Source organism: Vibrio sp. THAF190c, assembly GCF_009363355.1.
Classification (GTDB): domain Bacteria; phylum Pseudomonadota; class Gammaproteobacteria; order Enterobacterales; family Vibrionaceae; genus Vibrio; species Vibrio fortis_A.
The window spans coordinates 28,469-45,572 of the sequence record NZ_CP045342.1 but is presented as its reverse complement, the minus strand read 5'-3'; the positions used below and the strand labels follow the sequence as shown (position 1 = coordinate 45,572).

Below are 17,104 nucleotides of genomic sequence, written 5' to 3'. Positions count from 1 at the left end.
AACTCTATAGCGACTGATTAGCCATAAAGGCTTGGTAATTATGGATGGTTCGCCCATAGCTCTCATACGCACTTGGCAACACATGGAAGTGGTAATGCTCGGTCTTCTCAGTGTAATTCAACACCTCCAAAAGGTACTCCTGCTCCCTAAACTTGATGAAGCTTGCTCCTTTTCGTGTATGTGGCATTAAGTAGCAACGCTGCTCTTCTACAATAATGACACCACTTTCTGTCAATAGCTCACACAGATACGCCTTCGTATTCCCTTCGTAAGCAATATGAAAATGCTTGGTAATGGTGTCCATGTCGTCGTATATGACCCACTCTTCCAGCTCAAGACTTTCACGTCTATCGCTTGGCACGATATACGCCATGATCGAGTCCATGCCATCCATGTTCTGTGAGTCTGCATCTAACAGTATGCCTTTCAACCCATAAAGTGAGCACTTTTTGTTAGGATCGCCCGCCTCGTATTCGAGTTCTCGACAACATGTGAAGGTTAAGTCTTCTTTATTCAACATTGAGCAGCTCTGATATCATCTTCTGTACTTCTACTTAATTCCTACGATTATCCAAGAACCCCCATTATAAATAAAGGATTAAAGACTTTAAAAATAGCCACATTAGTACGTGGCCATTAAGGTTAGATATGCTGTTTTAGGAATTGCGTTATCATATCTTGAGCAGCTTTAGAATCCGGACAATGCCCAAACTCGTCAGCAACATACACAGTACTTTGTGACGAGAGCTTGGCCGTTTTCTCCATGTCTCCTAACGATGCGATAGGGTCTTTCTGCGCGTTAATCACCAACAATGGTGTCGACATACGAGCTTTTCCATCAAGAAGCCCTCGGTTTGCCATTGAGTAAGACGGCGCATGCTTTTCAAAGTACGCCATGTCACCAACGTCACCACCAATACGAGCAATAAAAGAGTCGGCGGACATTCTAGGAACAAACTTCAGCGTCTCTTTCTGACCAATTGGGCCATCGACCAATGCACATCGCGCTACAACGGCCTTCAGCTTAGGCTGTTTAATGGCAAAATCCATCAACGTGATGCCAGATCCCGACGAACTCAACACACCAATTCTGTCCTTATCGATGTTTTTATTGTTCTCTAGAAACTCAAAAGCAGCCTGATGAGACGCATCAAGCTCATCTAGTTGGGTATGGTTTTTATAATCCAACCCAGCGCCAGGCATATCAAGTGTCAGGACAGCGTAGCCACTGTCGATGAGCTCTTGGAATTCGGCATGATGCTCAATCAGTGTTTTGTCTACCCCGCCCGTCCATATAATTGCAGGAACGGACTTGCTCGTATTTTTAGGTAGATGCAGCAAACCTGGAATACTTCTGTCATCAAAGCGCGTCAGTGCGACTTTTTGTACATTTTCGCCACGTAAGTTAGCGGCTTGCAAATAAAGGTCTACGGCCTTGTCTAACGCAGCGATCTCATTCGCTCGGTGCAGGTTCGGATAAGATGCAATCAAGTAAACCGTAGACGCTCTTTGGTACGCATCTGCCGTTTGAGCCTTCATCGCCTCCTGTTCTAGTACCTTCGCAATTTGAACAAACTCATAGGTCCAATGGCCCGGGCTATTGGTATTTTCCGTATCAAGTAACGGGCTCTCTCCCGATGCTTTAAGGCGTCCCATCGCGCTAAGAATGTCTGATTTCTTCGCACCCAGCTCTATCCATTCATCGACTCTGAGTGACCGATAGTAATCGCTCTGCATCTCAGCAATATTCGATTTAAAAGCGGTATGGGCGGTCATGTTCTCATCGTTAGCAAACACAGACGAAGAGACAACCAAGCCGATAACGCCAGCAAGCTGCAACTTATTCATATACTACCCCTACCCTTTAGAATTTGTACGTAAGACCCACACCAACTAGGATCTGGTTTTCGTTGTAGAAATCGATGTTCGAAGATTTTACTTCATAGCCAGAAATAGCATTGAACGCAACGCTGTCCCAGCCCATGAACTTATCGTACTCATACGCTGCAAATACGCCGTATTCACTGTCTTCTTGAGTTTTGTTAAACACTGCATTACTACTGTCGTAGCTTGTCTTGGTGTAGTCTGCCGACAATACAAAAGCGTGACGGTCTAAGTGCTTTTTGTAAGCGAGTTCAAAGCCATACGCTTTGTTAGACATCGCACTACCGTCGGCCGAGAATGCTTTGTACAGCACTGATGGCTCTAGAATTGAGGTATCGTCTAAGAAGTGTGTGTAAGAAAATTTGCTGTAGATACCGTTACCGTTACGATCCAGTGAGCTCAGCACGGTACCGTCTTTGCCTGACTTTTCACTATCAACGTCGTAGGTGTAATACGCAATATCTGCAGAGAAGTTCGAGTCTAAAATCGAATCATACTTCACGCGGAATGCGCTGCTGCTTACATCCGTAGTTTCTCGCTTACCCGTTACATACGGGTCTTCCCACGTTTCGCCACCTAGGCTTGGTAGGTAAGAGAAAGCCAGTGACGACTTTTCACCAAAGCCTAGCTTATAACCGCCTTCAAGCACAAAATCACCCACGGCGATATCTTCTCTTGAGGTACCGAAGAACACTTGATGGTTATTGCCTTCACCAAAGGTATAACGAACTTGACCTAGTGGCGCGACTAACGCCTCAGACTCCGACTCGGCTTCCGTATTTAGATCACCGGTTTTGCTTTCCGTATCCGTGTTAAAATTTGATTTTCCAGATGAAAAACCAACCAATCCTGTTACTTCGCCATCAAAACCAGGCTGACCAAGCTCGCCAGCGTGCGTTACGGCTGAAATAGAAATTGATAATAGTGTTAATGCTAATTTTTTCATGTTCACTTCTCATGGGTAATGGATAGCAAATAGAGGATAGCGTCCTTTCTGTGAAAGAAATGTCGACGCCAACCACCCCATGAAGGTCAACAAGGAGACCGATCATTTCTTAAAGTAGCGTTAAACTTCTAATTTATTTGATCATTATCTGTAAACTCGAGAGACTGCCTGTTGGTGATCCGACCTTTCATTTCGCAAATCATGCCGGCGAATGTAGTCACTCAAGGTGCTTGGTGAGATATCCAGCAATTTGGCGATTGCGGCCTGAGTCAGGCCCATTTTCAGATACTCGGTGATCTTATCTCTTTGCTTATCAAGCTTAAGGTGCTTCGCAGGCCCTTTTGGCCGCCCCCCAATGATCCCAAGTTTGCGTTTGGCATCTAAGGCCTCTTTGGTCCGAGTGGAAATGAAGGTGCGCTCAATCTCGGCAGCGAGCCCTAGAACGGTGGCGGTGATGGTCGCCTGCATAGTGCCGTCTAGACGCATATTCTGCTTAGCGATAAAGACGTGGATCTTTTTGGAAGAGCACATTTCAAGCACTTCGAGAACCTGCAGCGTTGAACGGGCTATACGACTTATCTCGGCAAAGATAATCGTGTCTCCGGCCGTGAGTTCTTGAAGAAGGTGGCCAAGTTTACGCTGATGCCACTTTTTAGTGCCGGAAGCCGTATCTTCAATGAATTGAATGTCGGCAATCCCCATTTGATTAGCGTACTCGAGAATGCCGTGCTTTTGATTTTGAGTATCTTGTGCGTCGGTAGAAACGCGCAGGTAAGCATAGGTTGTCATGACCCTTCCTTGGTTGATTACCTTAGACGTCATAACAAAGGTGATTAATCTGAAAACTTGAGAACAATATCACTGTAGGTAACAAATTTTTAGTGTTACGCGAAAAACACTAAAAATCTGTTACCTGAAAATTTAGGATTCCATCAGCTCCATACGATGATAAAAGACAGAATCAAACTGCATGTCTGCAGGCATAACAATGATGCCCATGCGCACGCTCTCGATCGCCAATTTGTGGTGCTCAGTCAGCTCACCATTCACTGGATAAGAGAGCACAATATTGAACGCCTCTTTTGCCAGTTGCAACATAGGGTTATCTGGTACCGTCTCTTCAGCAAGCCTAGCACGCTCTTTCGCTTCGCCTTTATTGTCACTTTTCTGTTTCCACTCAAATAGAAACTCCAGTGCGACGATGCTCTTACCGCGGTAACGAGCTTTGTAGCCATAAGAGCCAGAATCTTCGTCCACGAGAAACGCCAACTCTTTCTGTACCTCTTCATTCGAGGCCAGCTCTTCAATCGGCTTACGGATACAGCGCTCTAAGAAAACCTTGTTATTGCCGTAACTCGATTTCGTCAGTGTTCCCTTCTCATCTAATAAGCCGAACAAACCATGCAGCTGTTCGATGGATTGCTCATGCAATTTCATCCCAGGCTTCTTGAAGCGAGACAAAATACTGTACAAGCGCTTGGAGTGTTCTGATTTCAAACTTCTAAAAGAGATGTGGTTAATCTGAGCGTGACCTGCCGATTGCGCCAAGTAAGCATCCATTAGCTCGGCGTTCGGCACCATGATCAATGCCCCTTTCTTATACGCAACACGGCTAAAGAGTGGCATGAAATCAAATTCTTGCTCGGCATCGTTCATTAAACCGACTTTACGAGAAGAGAGACGCTTGGCCATTGGCTTAAGCGTTGGGTACAACTGCTTTGCAGACAAACCAAACCACTCTTTCAACACTTCTGATTGAAAAGTGTATTCCGGAGCATAAACATGCCGACCTTCTTGATAAGCCACCCAGTGATCTTCATGCAAACGCGATAAGAACAAGGCGAAGGTGTCGTGCTCACGGGCAGTTAAGCCAAGTTGACTAAATACAAGTGCATGACTTTTCTTGAAAAAGTCGTTCGGCAACTCTCGATAGTCTTCCGTGGTAATCAGTTGGCGACGGTCTGGCTGGTCTGTCATAGTAATTAGCTTTCAGGTAACAGGTTTTTAGTCTCAAATAAGAGTAAGACTAAATCTGCGTAACCTCAAGAATAAAGATCGCATTAATTGACTAAATTCCTGTAACCTTCAAAAAAATGCTAACATTGTTTGACCAATCTGATCGTTCAGAGGATAAAAACGGTTTAGACACTAAAAATATGTGACCCCAAAACTAAAAAAACGATCATATACACTAAAATGTTGTTACCGATATACTAATTAAACGATCAATCAGACTAAAAATAAGATCAATAACACTAAAAACGTGTTACCTATAAATGTTTAATTGGTTGATTTTAAAGGTTTTTTATGTCTCTATAGATCTTATATACTTTATAGATCCTATATAGGTTATATACTGTTATAGAGTCTGTGGATAATGTGAATAACCGATATTTGGTACTTTTCAGCTCACTTATCCACATGAAAACGCTGTGATTTATCTTCGATCAGCTCGACAAACAAACATGCACCTCATGTAACCGATCACCTAGATCATTCTTAGATGATCGCAAAACATCGCCTAACACGATCATCGACCACTTCTCCAATGATATGGCTAAAAATGAGTCATTTAGATAAATCACTAGCGAGATAAGCAGTTTCTAGCCGTAATACTCATCAATTAGGATTCATACCTAAGTCGATGCGGATCACTTACGCCAACGACAATAAATAATTGGGTGATTAAAAAATGAATGACAATTCTCTTTTCGTCCTCGGCGGAGACGTTCTGCAAATGCAGAGATAAACAAGTTAACGGTAATGATTCACTATGTTGTGGTAGAGCATGAGGATGCGATAAATCATGTAGAGTGATTTAACCTATCAACACAGTGAGTAAATGGAAGGGGGTAACGTCCCAACCTACAAATGGTGTGGCGAGCCATCAGTTATGCCCAGCCCTAACTAATACACTGACAAATTACGCGCTTGATAAAAAAACAGAATTGAAAAGCTACAACTTAAATTGGTCTTAATGGTGGGAAATTTTAGGTAGATGTTCACGTATTTATGTGTCATTACCCAGCCCGTCATAGGACCTTTTTTGTCTGAAGAAAATACGAATTTAATGACGGTTTTAATCGTACTGCTCATCCTCAATGTCTCTATCATCCATCATCACTATCGTTTACCCCTTACTTCGATCTAAATATTTTTCTTCGTTCAGAAAAACTCACGTGAGTCTCGGACGTTTTATTCGAAGCCGATCGAGCGCGATCCCTACTATCAAAATACACAGTTACATGAAAGACTTGCACTGATCGCAAAGCCTCGCTTTGCGATATCTTCGTACTAATATTCGCGTAATCTGAGGTTTCAAAGTCACGGAGACCTCATGAGATTTTTGAAACTGCGCACCGACCATAAACGAGTGAGAAAGAACGGCAGCCCGTACATTACACCGCTGATCGTCGACTCTCCGCGTCGGTTTGCACCATCCAAAGATCGCAAAGAGACCACCTTTAAACGTACCCAATGCCAGCTCATCACCGGCGCACACGATTCAGGAAAAAGCCGTTGGCTCAGCCGCCTAATTGAAAAGCACGATGGGATCTGGGGAAATAAACATCAACCAGTGTTACTTGAGACTTTGTTACCCATGACTAGCTGGGTAGAAAACGAAGCCGTTGCTAAGTGGTATGAGAAACGACGCAAGACCACTGAAGACCCAGATCTGAAAACTGAGTGGCGCAGGCTCAACTTACAACTGAAAGCCGATGCGCTTGCTGAATATTTGTTAGATACCGGCGCACTGCTGTTCGTCGACGACGCGCATAAACTGTCGGGCAGAAAAGCCCAAGTGGCTCGTTCATGTTTGTTGTCTAGCAATATCTGGATCATGACAGCCAGCGAAGAGGGTCGCTTGCCCCCTTCCGTTCGCCCAGTGATAGAACGCCGAAACCCGCAACGCACCAACCTGTTAACCGATGCAAGCTACGATACAACCAAAGCCCTGATTTGGTTTATTGTTGCGATGTGTGTGGTTGCCGGTGCCTGGGAAGCGGGTGCTGTAGTCGGTGGGTTACAGATGCTCGGTTCTGGCCGCAGGTCAGCCCGAGCTGATTAAGCAGAATCCAATGAAAATAGCCTTTGCTTTGCTGCTATTTGGGGGAGCTTCCATGGTGAGCGCAAATGATTGGGGGATCAGCTCACCATGGAGTGAACCTACCGTTTTACCACCCGAATCTAGGCCATTCGAGTTGCCGACGTTACACGGTGACGCCCCGCACTTTAATACTCCCGTCCCTGCCCTACTGCCCGCACCGAAGATAGATCCAGACATCATTTTTGATTCGGTACTGCATTGCTACCCAGAGAAAAGCAAATTCAAGATCGACATCGATATTGTTGCCGGCGTGCGCTCCAATATGGATGAGTACAACAGCGACGACTGGCCAGAGATCTCCGAACACTACATTGGCATTGTTGGCAAAATGCCCCTCTATTCAACCACCGAACAATCGCGAGAGCGCCAGTGGGAATATCAACGCCGAACTGCGACCGCGACTGCAGTCGCCGCTTTTACCAAAGCGCTGGCCAACCGTAACTATGCCTATCGAACGATGGGACTTTACTTGGCACTGGAGGCTCGCTCTCAAGCCAGGGTGAGCAAAGGCATTGCTAACGTTGATGAGCAGATCGCCCTACTCGAGAAAGTCGCCACGGCGCACCGAGATGTATTAACGCACGAAGCCACGCTGGTTGAGCAGCGCCTTGCTTTAGTCGCGATGTGTGAAGAGAGCCAAAGCCTGGGGATGAACACCTACCTACAAAAAATAGCCGTGCTACCGAAGCACACCGCCAAGGCAGAGAGCAAATGAAATGGCTCAACCACACCTTAATTGCGGGGGCCTTGTGTGCGGTGGTTTCGCCACCTCACGTAGCCGCTTGTGTTGCAGGCGCAACCGCGCCAGATTGGATGGAGTATGTTTATAAGCTGTCCGGTAGGCCAATCAAACATCGAGGCCCTACCCATGTCTTTACCCATTGGTTAATGGCCGCCCTCGCCTTCACCTTAGTTTGGGATTACCACGGCTTAGGGATGGCGTTTGCTTGGGGTGGCGTCAGCCACATCTTGACCGATGCGATGACGGTATCTGGCGTGCCCTTCTCCCCATACAGCGACCGACGCTTTCATTTATTCGGTGGGCGCTTTAGAACCGGCGACCCCGTCGAGTACGCGATTTCAGCTGGAGTGATTGTTGCGTGCGTTGCCCTCTCCCACCTCACCGGTGGTCACGGGTTTGCCCCTTTCTTCTACGATTGGGGCGAGCTTTACCAGCGCGGATTGATTGATGGCCTAGAGTGGAAAACTAACCGATTTAGGTTGATTTAGAAAAAACACGTCACTTCAAGTCTAGGATATCTAGAGGCCTACATTTGGTTACTAGTTCTGTTTAAAAATCAAGCAATTTATTTTTCTGAATAGCCATGATTAAACCAATTTCATATAGATAATTTTCTAATCCCCGAACTACTCTAATTCAGGGAGTTAGCAGATACTTACTGATTTTTATCAATTGATTAGTTATCCACAAGAGGTTCGAAATCCGATCCTTGAAAATTAAAATTCTTAGCACTATCTTGTGGTTCTAGCTTTTCCAAGCACTACATGTTGTGCTTTGTATTGAGTGTGAGGAAGCTTAAAGCAGTAAAAAAAGAAACCCCTAACGATTGTTAGGGGCTACTTAAGATAATCACCTAAGAACTTAGGATGCTCATCTAGACTTGAGAACTTTAGCATAGCATCCGATAGGTGAACTGAAAATACTATTTACCAATAACGGGTATATGAATATGTCGAAGAATAAAAAACAAACTTCGAGCAGCCTAGCTTCTCTCGCTGCTCAAACATTAAATAATCCTAGCTCTTCAGCTATTGCAAAAACATTGGCTGGGTCGGCGCTGTCACAGTCATCCACGTCTAGACAAACAAGTTCTGATATGGAGCATAAGGCATCTAAAGTTTTACAAAGTGATAAATATAGTAAAACGACTAAATCTTTGGCTGCATCGGTTCTATCTCAATCTAATAAATCGCGATAGGAGGATGTATGTCTAGAAAACATCTCTTACAAGATATTAGTTCTTGCCTAAAAACCATAGGATTTAAAGAAAGCGCATCGGGTGAGCCTAACTCCTTTGAAAGTAACGTACGATACCCAAGTACTCTACTTCCAGGGAAAAATGACTACGCTCACTTTGTGCTGCATACATCTTTGGGTACTGTACAGATCGCTGCTAAATATCAAGAGTCACATGGAACTGCCATCGAAAAGCTAGCCTATACCGCGATGGATGCTGCTAACTCTGAACATCAAGAATATTTAGTTGTCTGTGCTGGCGAAGAGTTACTAAAGCACAACCGTGCTATTAAATTTCTGAATGCACAAAGGAGTACAGCACCTAAGTTGCTGGCACTCAATGTAAATGACTTACACAGCCATTTAACAAGGCATTACAACCCTAAAGTTGCGTGATAGCAATGAGGCACTTAGGTGCCTCATATTTGGAGCAAGGAAAGTCTATGAATCAAGAGAGCGAAGAGTGTCCATCGTGTAAAGGTACTGGTGTAGGTAAAGTTAACTCTTTCACCAAGCGACTTTTAAGCAAAGATGATTATGAGCCATTGGAATGTCAACATTGCAACGGTACTGGGTTCAAACCTGACTAGATGCTTTCCATAAAGTCAGTGTGAGCATGTTCCCTACCTTGTTTTCACTCAAAACAACCCCCATTGTCCCCAGAGGTTTTGAGTCGGGTCGTAGGTGTGTTGGTTCGTTTCGAAGCGTAGCTGCAGCCCAGATAAATAGGGCGTTTGATTGCTTTCCATAAAGGCAGAGTGAGCCTGTTCCCTACTCTATTTTCTCATTAAGCGTAAAAACTGTGCGTTGGTAAGTTTAATTTGTAGGCTGCCTTTGTATTCAGTAATTTTTCCACGAGCACAAACTCTATGACCTTTGAGGTAATTAAGGTCTCCAAATCGTTTTGTGAATGTATCTAAGTTGTTGTTCCAAATTAGCAATGTAAGTGTTTGGTTTGGATATTGCTCATCGAGGTTTAGAAAGTTAGCTTGTTTTTTGGCGCTGACTTGCTTAACCGTCCCGCAAGCCATTACAGTCTCACCTACATAAAATGGTGCCTTGTAAGCATCAATTTTAGGCTCTGATATGGCTTTAAATGGTGCGAGTGCGATAATTATAGCGATATGTATTTTTTTCATTGTCGATTAGTTGAACTTTAGTTGATTGGGCTGGGTTATGATTGTTTGTTGTCGATTGTTATAAGTCGAGATCTCACCATTTACGCATACTGTTTTTCCAACTAGATTCATAAGGGAGCTATGTGATAGTGAAACAGTTTCTTTGTCACTATCCCAAATTACTCCGGTAAAGCGAGTTTTTGGAAATGGTTGATCGAAGTTTAAGTAGGTTCCTTTACTAAAGTTTGATACCTGAATTAGAACACCACAAGTTGTACGTTGTGAGCCAACATGATATCGGGCTTCACTAGTAGTTATGGGAGGCTTCTCTGAATGGAAACCACCTAGTTCTAGTTGTATTTCAACCTCGGGAACTTCCTCCCAATTATCAATGCTCTCAGCTTGTATGTCTGATTTAGGTTTAATAGCGATCGACTCCTTATTCGGAGTAACATTGCTTTGAGCCAATAGAACTGAAAAAAATGCAATCAGAACAAGAGCCGCAACCAATATAATGCTCTTGTTTTTGCTTGTGGCTGCAACGTTATCTGTATCTTCGGGTGCTGGGACACCTGGCTTTCTTTCGAAATTTGGTCTTTGATCTACAGATTTATTCGAAGCATTTCTCAATGTTCTTTCGTGTTGTAAGCTAAGAGTTTGTTGGATCTTATTGATTACATCGTGAGAGTCATTAAACATTTGTTTGTTTGTAAATCTAAGAACTATGCCAAACTTAGTGACAAGCGCGTTTTGGCGCTTAAGAAAATCTCCCCAATCCTTATGGTTTTGGTCTTTGGCCAACCCATCTAACTCAATAGGTAGCATGTAGCCTTTAGCTTCATTGGCTATGAGAAAGTCAATGTATCTGGTTTTACCTTGGTCATCGTAAAACTTAAATTGTGGTATTACATCTTTTGGCTCGATTACGGGCAATCTACTTAGAATATTATCGACAAACGCTTCCTCGAACCCTGCAATGTGCCAAATTTCATCTTTGTACTTCTGTTTCCAATCTTTCCAAGTAATCATTTTTCTACGACTATTTACTCAAAATCTATCGTTGATAGAAAATACATTCTAATTCAGTCATTCCTGCACATTCAGGGGAACTTGAGGTTGCATTGCTAACTTGGCTAGAGAACATGTGCGCTTCTCTAGGGTCGATATTGCAAGTTAGGTAGGAGCTAGGGTATTTAAAATGAGGGTCGATAACTGAACCATTGGCAATAATTGTTGCATATAGAAATCCGCATTCATCAGTATCAAAACTACAGCTTGTCGGTATTCCTTGCGTTGACTGCAAACAAGATTGTGTTGGTAATGGTATATAAATGGATAACTCTTGTTCGTCTCCCCCTATTAGAACAATATAGTTTGCGTATAAATCACCATGATGAGCTTTGAAAGTGATCTCCTTTTGATTTTTTTCGAAATCGAAAGACTTACCTGTATCCAAAAGGATGTTGTTTGAGCTCTCTAACAAGCTTTGTTCTTTCGGTGTTTTTAATAGATGAGACTTTAGCGCTTCTATGCTGATAGAAACGTAGTGGTAATCACGGCTTGTCTCTATTCTTACTACATTGTCATAGGAGTTAGCAATGGCTCTATTTGAACCGTCTATACGTTTGGTTTTGAACTTGTATGAATAACTTGAATAGTAAAAATATGGGCTAGATTCAGTAATTTCACGTACCGAATCAAAGTCATATTCAGAGGCTGTAGTTGAGCAAGCAACAGTGGTAAAGCTCATAATGATAAGAAGTAACGCACGAACCATCTATCTTTTCCAATATCTTGAATGTTGATTTTTTATGGAACGACATTTTACATGTTTTAACTTGTTACATCTAACATGTTATTAGGTTGAGGGAAGGGTATTATCTTGGTGAATGTTTATTAGTGTTAATTTAGTAACCAAATGGAAAGTAAGATGAGTAGATTGGTTGGTTTATTGTTTTTGATGTTAAGTTTTTCTACATTATCTGAGGTTCACACCCCCCACTGTATAGGAGGATGCCCTGAGGGGGTGAAGGCTAGTAACGACCTTATTGTTCGAGAAATTTATACAATTAGTAGTAATGATGATACGAAATTTACAGATTGGGCAGCATATGTTGTAACAAAAAAATCCATAAAGTCTGGCTGCTCTAGGAGATGGAAAGCTGACCCGCTACTCACGAATGTTGAAACGCTGTCACCCAAAGATTACAAAGGAGCGCATGAGGCTATCGGCATTGACCGCGGGCATCAAGTTCCTCTGGCATCTGTATGTGGATTCTCCGGATGGAAAGAAGCTAATTATTTGAGCAATATAACGCCGCAAAGATCGGAGTTAAATCAAGGACCATGGAAGTACTTGGAAGAAAAAGTTCGTAAATTAGTAAAAGAAAGAGGCGTGGATGCTTATGTTCTCACTGGTCCATTATATGAAAGAGAGATGCCTAAGTTACCTCATACAACCAAAAAACATACGATTCCTAGTGGATATTGGAAGGTGGTTGGATTTAAGGAAGGTAAGCAGGTCTATCTAGAAAGCTTCATTATGGATCAAAGGAGTCGAAGAAGTGACAAATTTTGTGGGATGAGAGTTACCTTGAATAATGTAGAAGAACGTTCAGGCTTAGATTTGTTTCCATCACTGCCAGACACTATCGAAATAGTGGAATCAAAGAGTACGGTTTTATGCCGCTGAAAAACTTGGTCTATATGGAATCGTTTAGTTAACGTTTGGAAAACTCACAAATAATCATTCTTGTCACTTCTCTCTATTGTCCCCAGAGACTTTTGGGTGGAATAGTGGCTGTATTAGTTCGTTTCGATGTGATACTGAAGCCCCGTGAAATAGGGCGTTTGGGTACTTTTCATAAAGACAGAGTGAGCCTGTTCCCTACCCTGTTTTCACGCAAAACAACCCCCGTTGTCCCCAAAGGTTTTTGGGTGGGACAGTGGGTGTATTGGCTCGTTTCCATGTGGCGCTGGAGCCCAATGAACTAGGGCGTTTGGGTGCTTTTCATAAAGACAGAGTGAGTGTGTTCCCTATCCTATTTCGAGCAAAACACCCCCCATTGTCCCCAAAGATTTTTGGGTGGAATCGTGGGTTCATTAGGGTGTTTCGAAGTGTCGCTGCAACCCACATAAATAGGGCGCCTCGATGTTTTCCATAAAGCCATAGTGCGCGTGTTCCCCACTCTGTTTTTACGCAAAACAACCCCCATTGTCCCCAAAGTTTTTTGAGTGGGGTAGTGAGTGTATTAGATCGTTTCTATGTGTCGCTCCAGACCAGATAAATAGGGCGTTTGATTGCTTTCCATAAAATCATAGTGAACCTGTTCCCTACTCTGTTTTCACTCAAAACAACCCCCATTGTCCCCAAAGGTTTTTAATTGGAATAGTGGCTGTATTAGCTAGTTACGATGTGGTACTGAAGCTATGTGGAATAGGGCCTTAGAAAAGCTGTCTCAATTTACTTATTTTTCGCCTTAATTTACTAAGCATTGACTCTTTATTACGTTGTACAAACTCTTTCCAAGCTCTATGCCTTTCATAAGCTCGTAGCACGAAAGCGCCGTCACTTGGATCGAGAGATTTACTTTTTTCTCTAATGGCTGACGGTGAAGCCATTAGCCATTCATTAAACTCTCTAGAGTTGACTATAGCCTCTGCATTGGGAATGCGCTTGGCTAATTCATTAACATATTGTTGTTGAGAATATTCTTTTTTGGGGAAATGACGAACGGCACTAGTTGTGACAGTCTTAAAGTGATGGCACTCTGGGCGTGTTTGATGACTTTGATGTTCCGTGTGTCTTGACTCTGTTGTCCTCGTATTCGACCTTTCTGAAGAAACGCATGTAGTTTGCACTGATAGGCTATCTATACAAGATAAGTTTACGTTCTTTTTCTGCTTTTTTCGTGTGATGCTCTGTAAACTCATTTGATCCGTTAGCGACAGATCAGCCGTGTCTTTAGCTTGAATCTCGTATTTCTCATTAGCGGCAAATTTATTTGTCGAGTTCGAATTATTAGTGGCACGAAGAACCTCTTCACAAATGTTCCTGTTAGAAATAAGCTTATCATCACAAGGTGAGGTCCTCGTAATAATTGATTCTTTTGGAAGCTTTCGCTTAATGTCGAATTTTTCGAAATCAGGTATTGCCTGTCCATTAGCCGTAGAGTTGTAACCACAGAGGTATGAACCTTTTTGTTCTATATGATATTTTTCGAATTGATCTAATTGTGATGGCGAACACTCTTCAATAACTTCAAATCTAAACTGCCTAGCTCCAAGTTCAGCCCAATCACGCCCTAACGATGTATTGGAATGAAATCCTCTTCTTAAATCATTTATATGTTCCTGCCATCTTATTCCTATATGTTTTGATTGTCCGATATAGCTTTTACCATTCTTACATGCGATGCAATAAATCCCACATTTGTTTTTAGCTTCTTTGATGGCTTCAGTATGGTTCTGTGTATAGAATGCCTGTGATCTTGGCTTGTTCTTGCGCTGTGTTGGTTCCCTGCGATAGGTTTGTTTTGTCTCTTTGGGAAATGTAGAAATCTTGATTCGGAATTTATCCCGTTTTTTCCATGGTGTAATTTTCGCTATTTGGGCTGTGTAATATCTACCAGTGTCGATTATATGAGCTAGCCTACCCCCCGCCTCTTTTCTGGGTATGTAGCCAATTTTTGTTCCTAGGTAAATAACTGCAATAGCGTTTAAATCATAAGGATTGTCAGGTTCTCTGAGTAACAAAACGTCATCATCTATGTTGCATCGTTTATAAAAACCTTCGTTTAAGTTTCTATATTCAGTACCATTAACCGATACTATTTCATCTTTATAGTGTTGCATATAATCAATTGCTTCGAATATGGATGATTAGAATATCTGACTCTAGTTTTAGTCGTATTGACATTAATTATATTCTAGGTTGAACGTATGGGGGGTACCTCGATAAAGTTGTGCTCCGCTCCATTTTACACAAAAGAGTTCTCGCACTATCGCCGGTGAATTAAGACTTTTGGGGGCTTTCCATAAAGCCAGGTGAGCGTGTTCCATACCCTATTTTCACGCAAAACAACCCCCATTTTCCCCACAGATTTTTGAGTGGGATTGTAGGTGTGTTGGTTCGTTTCAAAGTGACGCTACAGCCCAGTGAAATAGGGCGTTTGGGTGCTTTCCATAAAGACAAAGTGAGCGTGTTCCCAACACTATTTTTACTCAAAACAACCCCCGTTGTCCCCAGAGTTTGAGCGGCACAACGGGGGGGCGTTAAAGCTCTTAGATTAACGGTAAGAAAATGCGATTTTCTGATTTGACTGAAGCGAACCTGTTAGTTGTTTATCAGATCATTTTCAAAAGCATCGTAGATACAACCCATCAGCTTTGTTAGCTCGTTAGTATCATGGATCTGTGTATCGAGCTTATCCAAAGCCTCTTTCGGTACTGTTAATTTAATGACGTAACCAATCGCCACATTTATAACGGTACGATTTGAATCTAGAATCTTCGTTTGCCACTTAGACTGCTTTCTCCAATCGTAAGATAAGTGCTCATCAAGGAGCTCTTCTATCTCATGCCAAGTGTCTCTCGCGTATCGCCCTGTTTTATTCTTGAATGTCTCATGTGTGTATAAGTTCTTTTTCATCTTACTTTTTTCAAACCAAAGGCCACTAATGTAACCCTGTCCTGAAAACTTAACGTGATAGCCAATAGTTAAGGGGTAAGATTGACCATCCAGCTTTAATGCAGTACTAAACTGGGGATCTTTATGGAAGATGTGCCATCCCTGTGATTTCGTATTTGCTGGATAAATTGAACTGATTAAGTCGCCTGTCTCTGGAGAGACTTCAAAGAGAACTTCATTAGCCCATCCCTTAGAAAAGGTTGTTCCAAGGCGATCATTGTAGGTTAAGAGCTTTAGGTTATCTCTAGATGCCACAAGCTCCTCTACAGAGATGCGAATGCGCCTGTATATCGCGTTGTGGCTATTAGGGTTAAGAGAAGCAATTGGCGTTGCTGGAAGCCACTCTGGGTTATGATCTCGCACCAATTGAATGAAATCAGCTAAGAAGCGGTTTTTGTTGCCACTCATTTTCTCAAAGCTTGATACTTTCACTGCAATGGTCATCAGCTTCTGCCAGTTGAGGTCCCTATCGGTGACCATGTTCTTGCATTCAGTGAGCGATAACTTGTCCTTGCGGAGAATATTGAAGATCTGGTTAAACAACTGAGCTGTACAGTCTATGCCGTCTCTTTTGGCTTCGATGACGATGCAAACATCGTTAATGGTGAGTACGAGATCGCATATCGGGTCATACTCATCTACTCGCGTTTGTCCCCAGAAGTTAACCATCTCGGCTTCACTCAAACTCACGGCGTAGATGTGGCTATAACCCTTAATACTCTCGGCGTTTTTTTGAATGGAGATCTTGAGCTTTGGCGGGCTATTGATGTCTTGAAAAAGTTTGTTGTAACGAACATCCCCATCAAATATCGACTTAAGCACTTCATGAAGAAACAAGGCATCTTCTTGGAGACAGATTGCGAGAGCGCGAGTTAAGTCATTTTCGAGTTGGTAAGTACGCTCTTTCTTTGCGTAGGTTCTAAAGAGGTTGAGATGTTTGTTCATTTCGCTGACGGGCCTTGTTGTTTGAAACTGGTATGGCGTTATGTACGACTCATTCAGAATTGAGTACTCATAATATCAGCAAAAACAACGTCATTCAGGTTGTGGCTTAGAATATGATGGGTAGAGTTGTAGGAATCTAAAGCAGTTTTGTCCAAAGCGTTCTAAGACTTCAAAATTGTCTTTCCTAATATTTTGGGTTGCCCATCAAAAACAACCCCCTTTGTCCCCAGAAGTTTTTGAGTGGGGTAGTGGGGGTGTTGGCTCGTTTCGATGTGTCGCTTAAGCCCAGTGAAGTAGGGCGTTTGGTAGCGTTCTACAAAGCAAGAATGAGCATGTTCTCCACTCTGTTTTCACGCAAAACAACCCCCATTGTCCCCAGCGTTTTCGGGTGAGTAGAGTAGGGAAGAATAACTTCTTAGAACAACATCTAAGAAAT

17 protein-coding genes are annotated in these 17,104 nt (G+C 42.8%); 7 read left to right on the top strand and 10 right to left on the bottom strand.

Translation table 11 applies throughout. The annotated features are described in order from the left end of the window. Positions 1-4 precede the first annotated feature (4 nt). The 5 genes from FIV04_RS26355 to FIV04_RS26335 all read right to left on the bottom strand — a co-directional run bounded on the left by FIV04_RS26355 (position 5) and on the right by FIV04_RS26335 (position 4,807). Positions 5-520, bottom strand: coding sequence for a hypothetical protein (locus FIV04_RS26355; protein WP_152471378.1), 516 nt, complete (start codon positions 518-520; stop codon positions 5-7). 122 nt (positions 521-642) lie between these two features. Then, the gene (locus FIV04_RS26350) at positions 643-1,848 is read right to left on the bottom strand and encodes an alpha/beta hydrolase (protein ID WP_152471377.1); all 1,206 of its coding nucleotides are present in this window, start codon (positions 1,846-1,848) and stop codon (positions 643-645) included. A gap of 16 nt (positions 1,849-1,864) precedes the next feature. Then, the gene (locus tag FIV04_RS26345; protein WP_152471376.1) at positions 1,865-2,830 is read right to left on the bottom strand and encodes a DUF2860 domain-containing protein; all 966 of its coding nucleotides are present in this window, start codon (positions 2,828-2,830) and stop codon (positions 1,865-1,867) included. A 144-nt stretch (positions 2,831-2,974) separates the two neighbouring features. Continuing rightward, a complete protein-coding gene (locus tag FIV04_RS26340; RefSeq protein WP_152471375.1) occupies positions 2,975-3,619 on the bottom strand; it encodes a recombinase family protein in 645 nt (214 codons plus the stop codon). A 132-nt stretch (positions 3,620-3,751) separates the two neighbouring features. Next, positions 3,752-4,807: a replication initiation protein gene (locus tag FIV04_RS26335; protein ID WP_152471374.1), complete on the bottom strand. Its 1,056-nt coding sequence runs from the start codon at positions 4,805-4,807 to the stop codon at positions 3,752-3,754. A 1,360-nt stretch (positions 4,808-6,167) separates the two neighbouring features. Between FIV04_RS26335 and FIV04_RS26330 the strand changes: the two genes are divergently transcribed. The 6 genes from FIV04_RS26330 (at position 6,168) to FIV04_RS27075 (ending at position 9,506) form a co-directional block, all read left to right on the top strand. Continuing rightward, on the top strand, positions 6,168-6,899 hold the full coding sequence (locus FIV04_RS26330; protein WP_152471373.1) for a hypothetical protein: 732 nt from the start codon (positions 6,168-6,170) through the stop codon (positions 6,897-6,899). A gap of 10 nt (positions 6,900-6,909) precedes the next feature. Continuing rightward, complete coding sequence (locus FIV04_RS26325; RefSeq protein ID WP_152471372.1) at positions 6,910-7,653, top strand: hypothetical protein; 744 nt, start codon at positions 6,910-6,912, stop codon at positions 7,651-7,653. Next, the gene (locus tag FIV04_RS26320; RefSeq protein WP_152471371.1) at positions 7,650-8,168 is read left to right on the top strand and encodes a metal-dependent hydrolase; all 519 of its coding nucleotides are present in this window, start codon (positions 7,650-7,652) and stop codon (positions 8,166-8,168) included. Before FIV04_RS26325 ends, FIV04_RS26320 begins: the two co-directional genes overlap by 4 nt. A gap of 461 nt (positions 8,169-8,629) precedes the next feature. Then, a complete protein-coding gene (locus FIV04_RS27280; protein ID WP_152471370.1) occupies positions 8,630-8,878 on the top strand; it encodes a hypothetical protein in 249 nt (82 codons plus the stop codon). A gap of 8 nt (positions 8,879-8,886) precedes the next feature. Beyond that, positions 8,887-9,312, top strand: coding sequence for a PD-(D/E)XK nuclease superfamily protein (locus tag FIV04_RS26310; protein ID WP_152471369.1), 426 nt, complete (start codon positions 8,887-8,889; stop codon positions 9,310-9,312). A 47-nt stretch (positions 9,313-9,359) separates the two neighbouring features. Further along, a complete protein-coding gene (locus FIV04_RS27075) occupies positions 9,360-9,506 on the top strand; it encodes a hypothetical protein (RefSeq protein WP_172974346.1) in 147 nt (48 codons plus the stop codon). A 186-nt stretch (positions 9,507-9,692) separates the two neighbouring features. On the opposite strand, the gene FIV04_RS26305 is transcribed toward FIV04_RS27075, so the two are convergent. Genes FIV04_RS26305 through FIV04_RS26295 form a run of 3 tightly spaced genes read right to left on the bottom strand, consistent with a single transcriptional unit; the run spans position 9,693 to position 11,811 of the window. After that, a complete protein-coding gene (locus FIV04_RS26305; RefSeq protein ID WP_152471368.1) occupies positions 9,693-10,055 on the bottom strand; it encodes a hypothetical protein in 363 nt (120 codons plus the stop codon). Positions 10,056-10,061: 6 nt separating this feature from the next. After that, positions 10,062-11,063, bottom strand: a complete 1,002-nt coding sequence (locus FIV04_RS26300) for a DUF559 domain-containing protein (protein WP_152471367.1) — start codon at positions 11,061-11,063, stop codon at positions 10,062-10,064. Positions 11,064-11,088: 25 nt separating this feature from the next. Further along, positions 11,089-11,811: a hypothetical protein gene (locus FIV04_RS26295; RefSeq protein WP_152471366.1), complete on the bottom strand. Its 723-nt coding sequence runs from the start codon at positions 11,809-11,811 to the stop codon at positions 11,089-11,091. A gap of 153 nt (positions 11,812-11,964) precedes the next feature. Between FIV04_RS26295 and FIV04_RS26290 the strand changes: the two genes are divergently transcribed. Beyond that, complete coding sequence (locus FIV04_RS26290; RefSeq protein ID WP_172974345.1) at positions 11,965-12,726, top strand: DNA/RNA non-specific endonuclease; 762 nt, start codon at positions 11,965-11,967, stop codon at positions 12,724-12,726. Between the two features lie 752 nt (positions 12,727-13,478). On the opposite strand, the gene FIV04_RS26285 is transcribed toward FIV04_RS26290, so the two are convergent. Then, entirely contained in the window at positions 13,479-14,888 is a 1,410-nt protein-coding gene (locus FIV04_RS26285) for an HIRAN domain-containing protein (protein ID WP_152471364.1), read from the bottom strand. A 481-nt stretch (positions 14,889-15,369) separates the two neighbouring features. Further along, positions 15,370-16,668 (bottom strand): hypothetical protein, encoded by a 1,299-nt coding sequence (locus FIV04_RS26280; RefSeq protein WP_152471363.1) that lies wholly within the window; start codon positions 16,666-16,668, stop codon positions 15,370-15,372. Between the last annotated feature and the right edge of the window lie 436 nt (positions 16,669-17,104).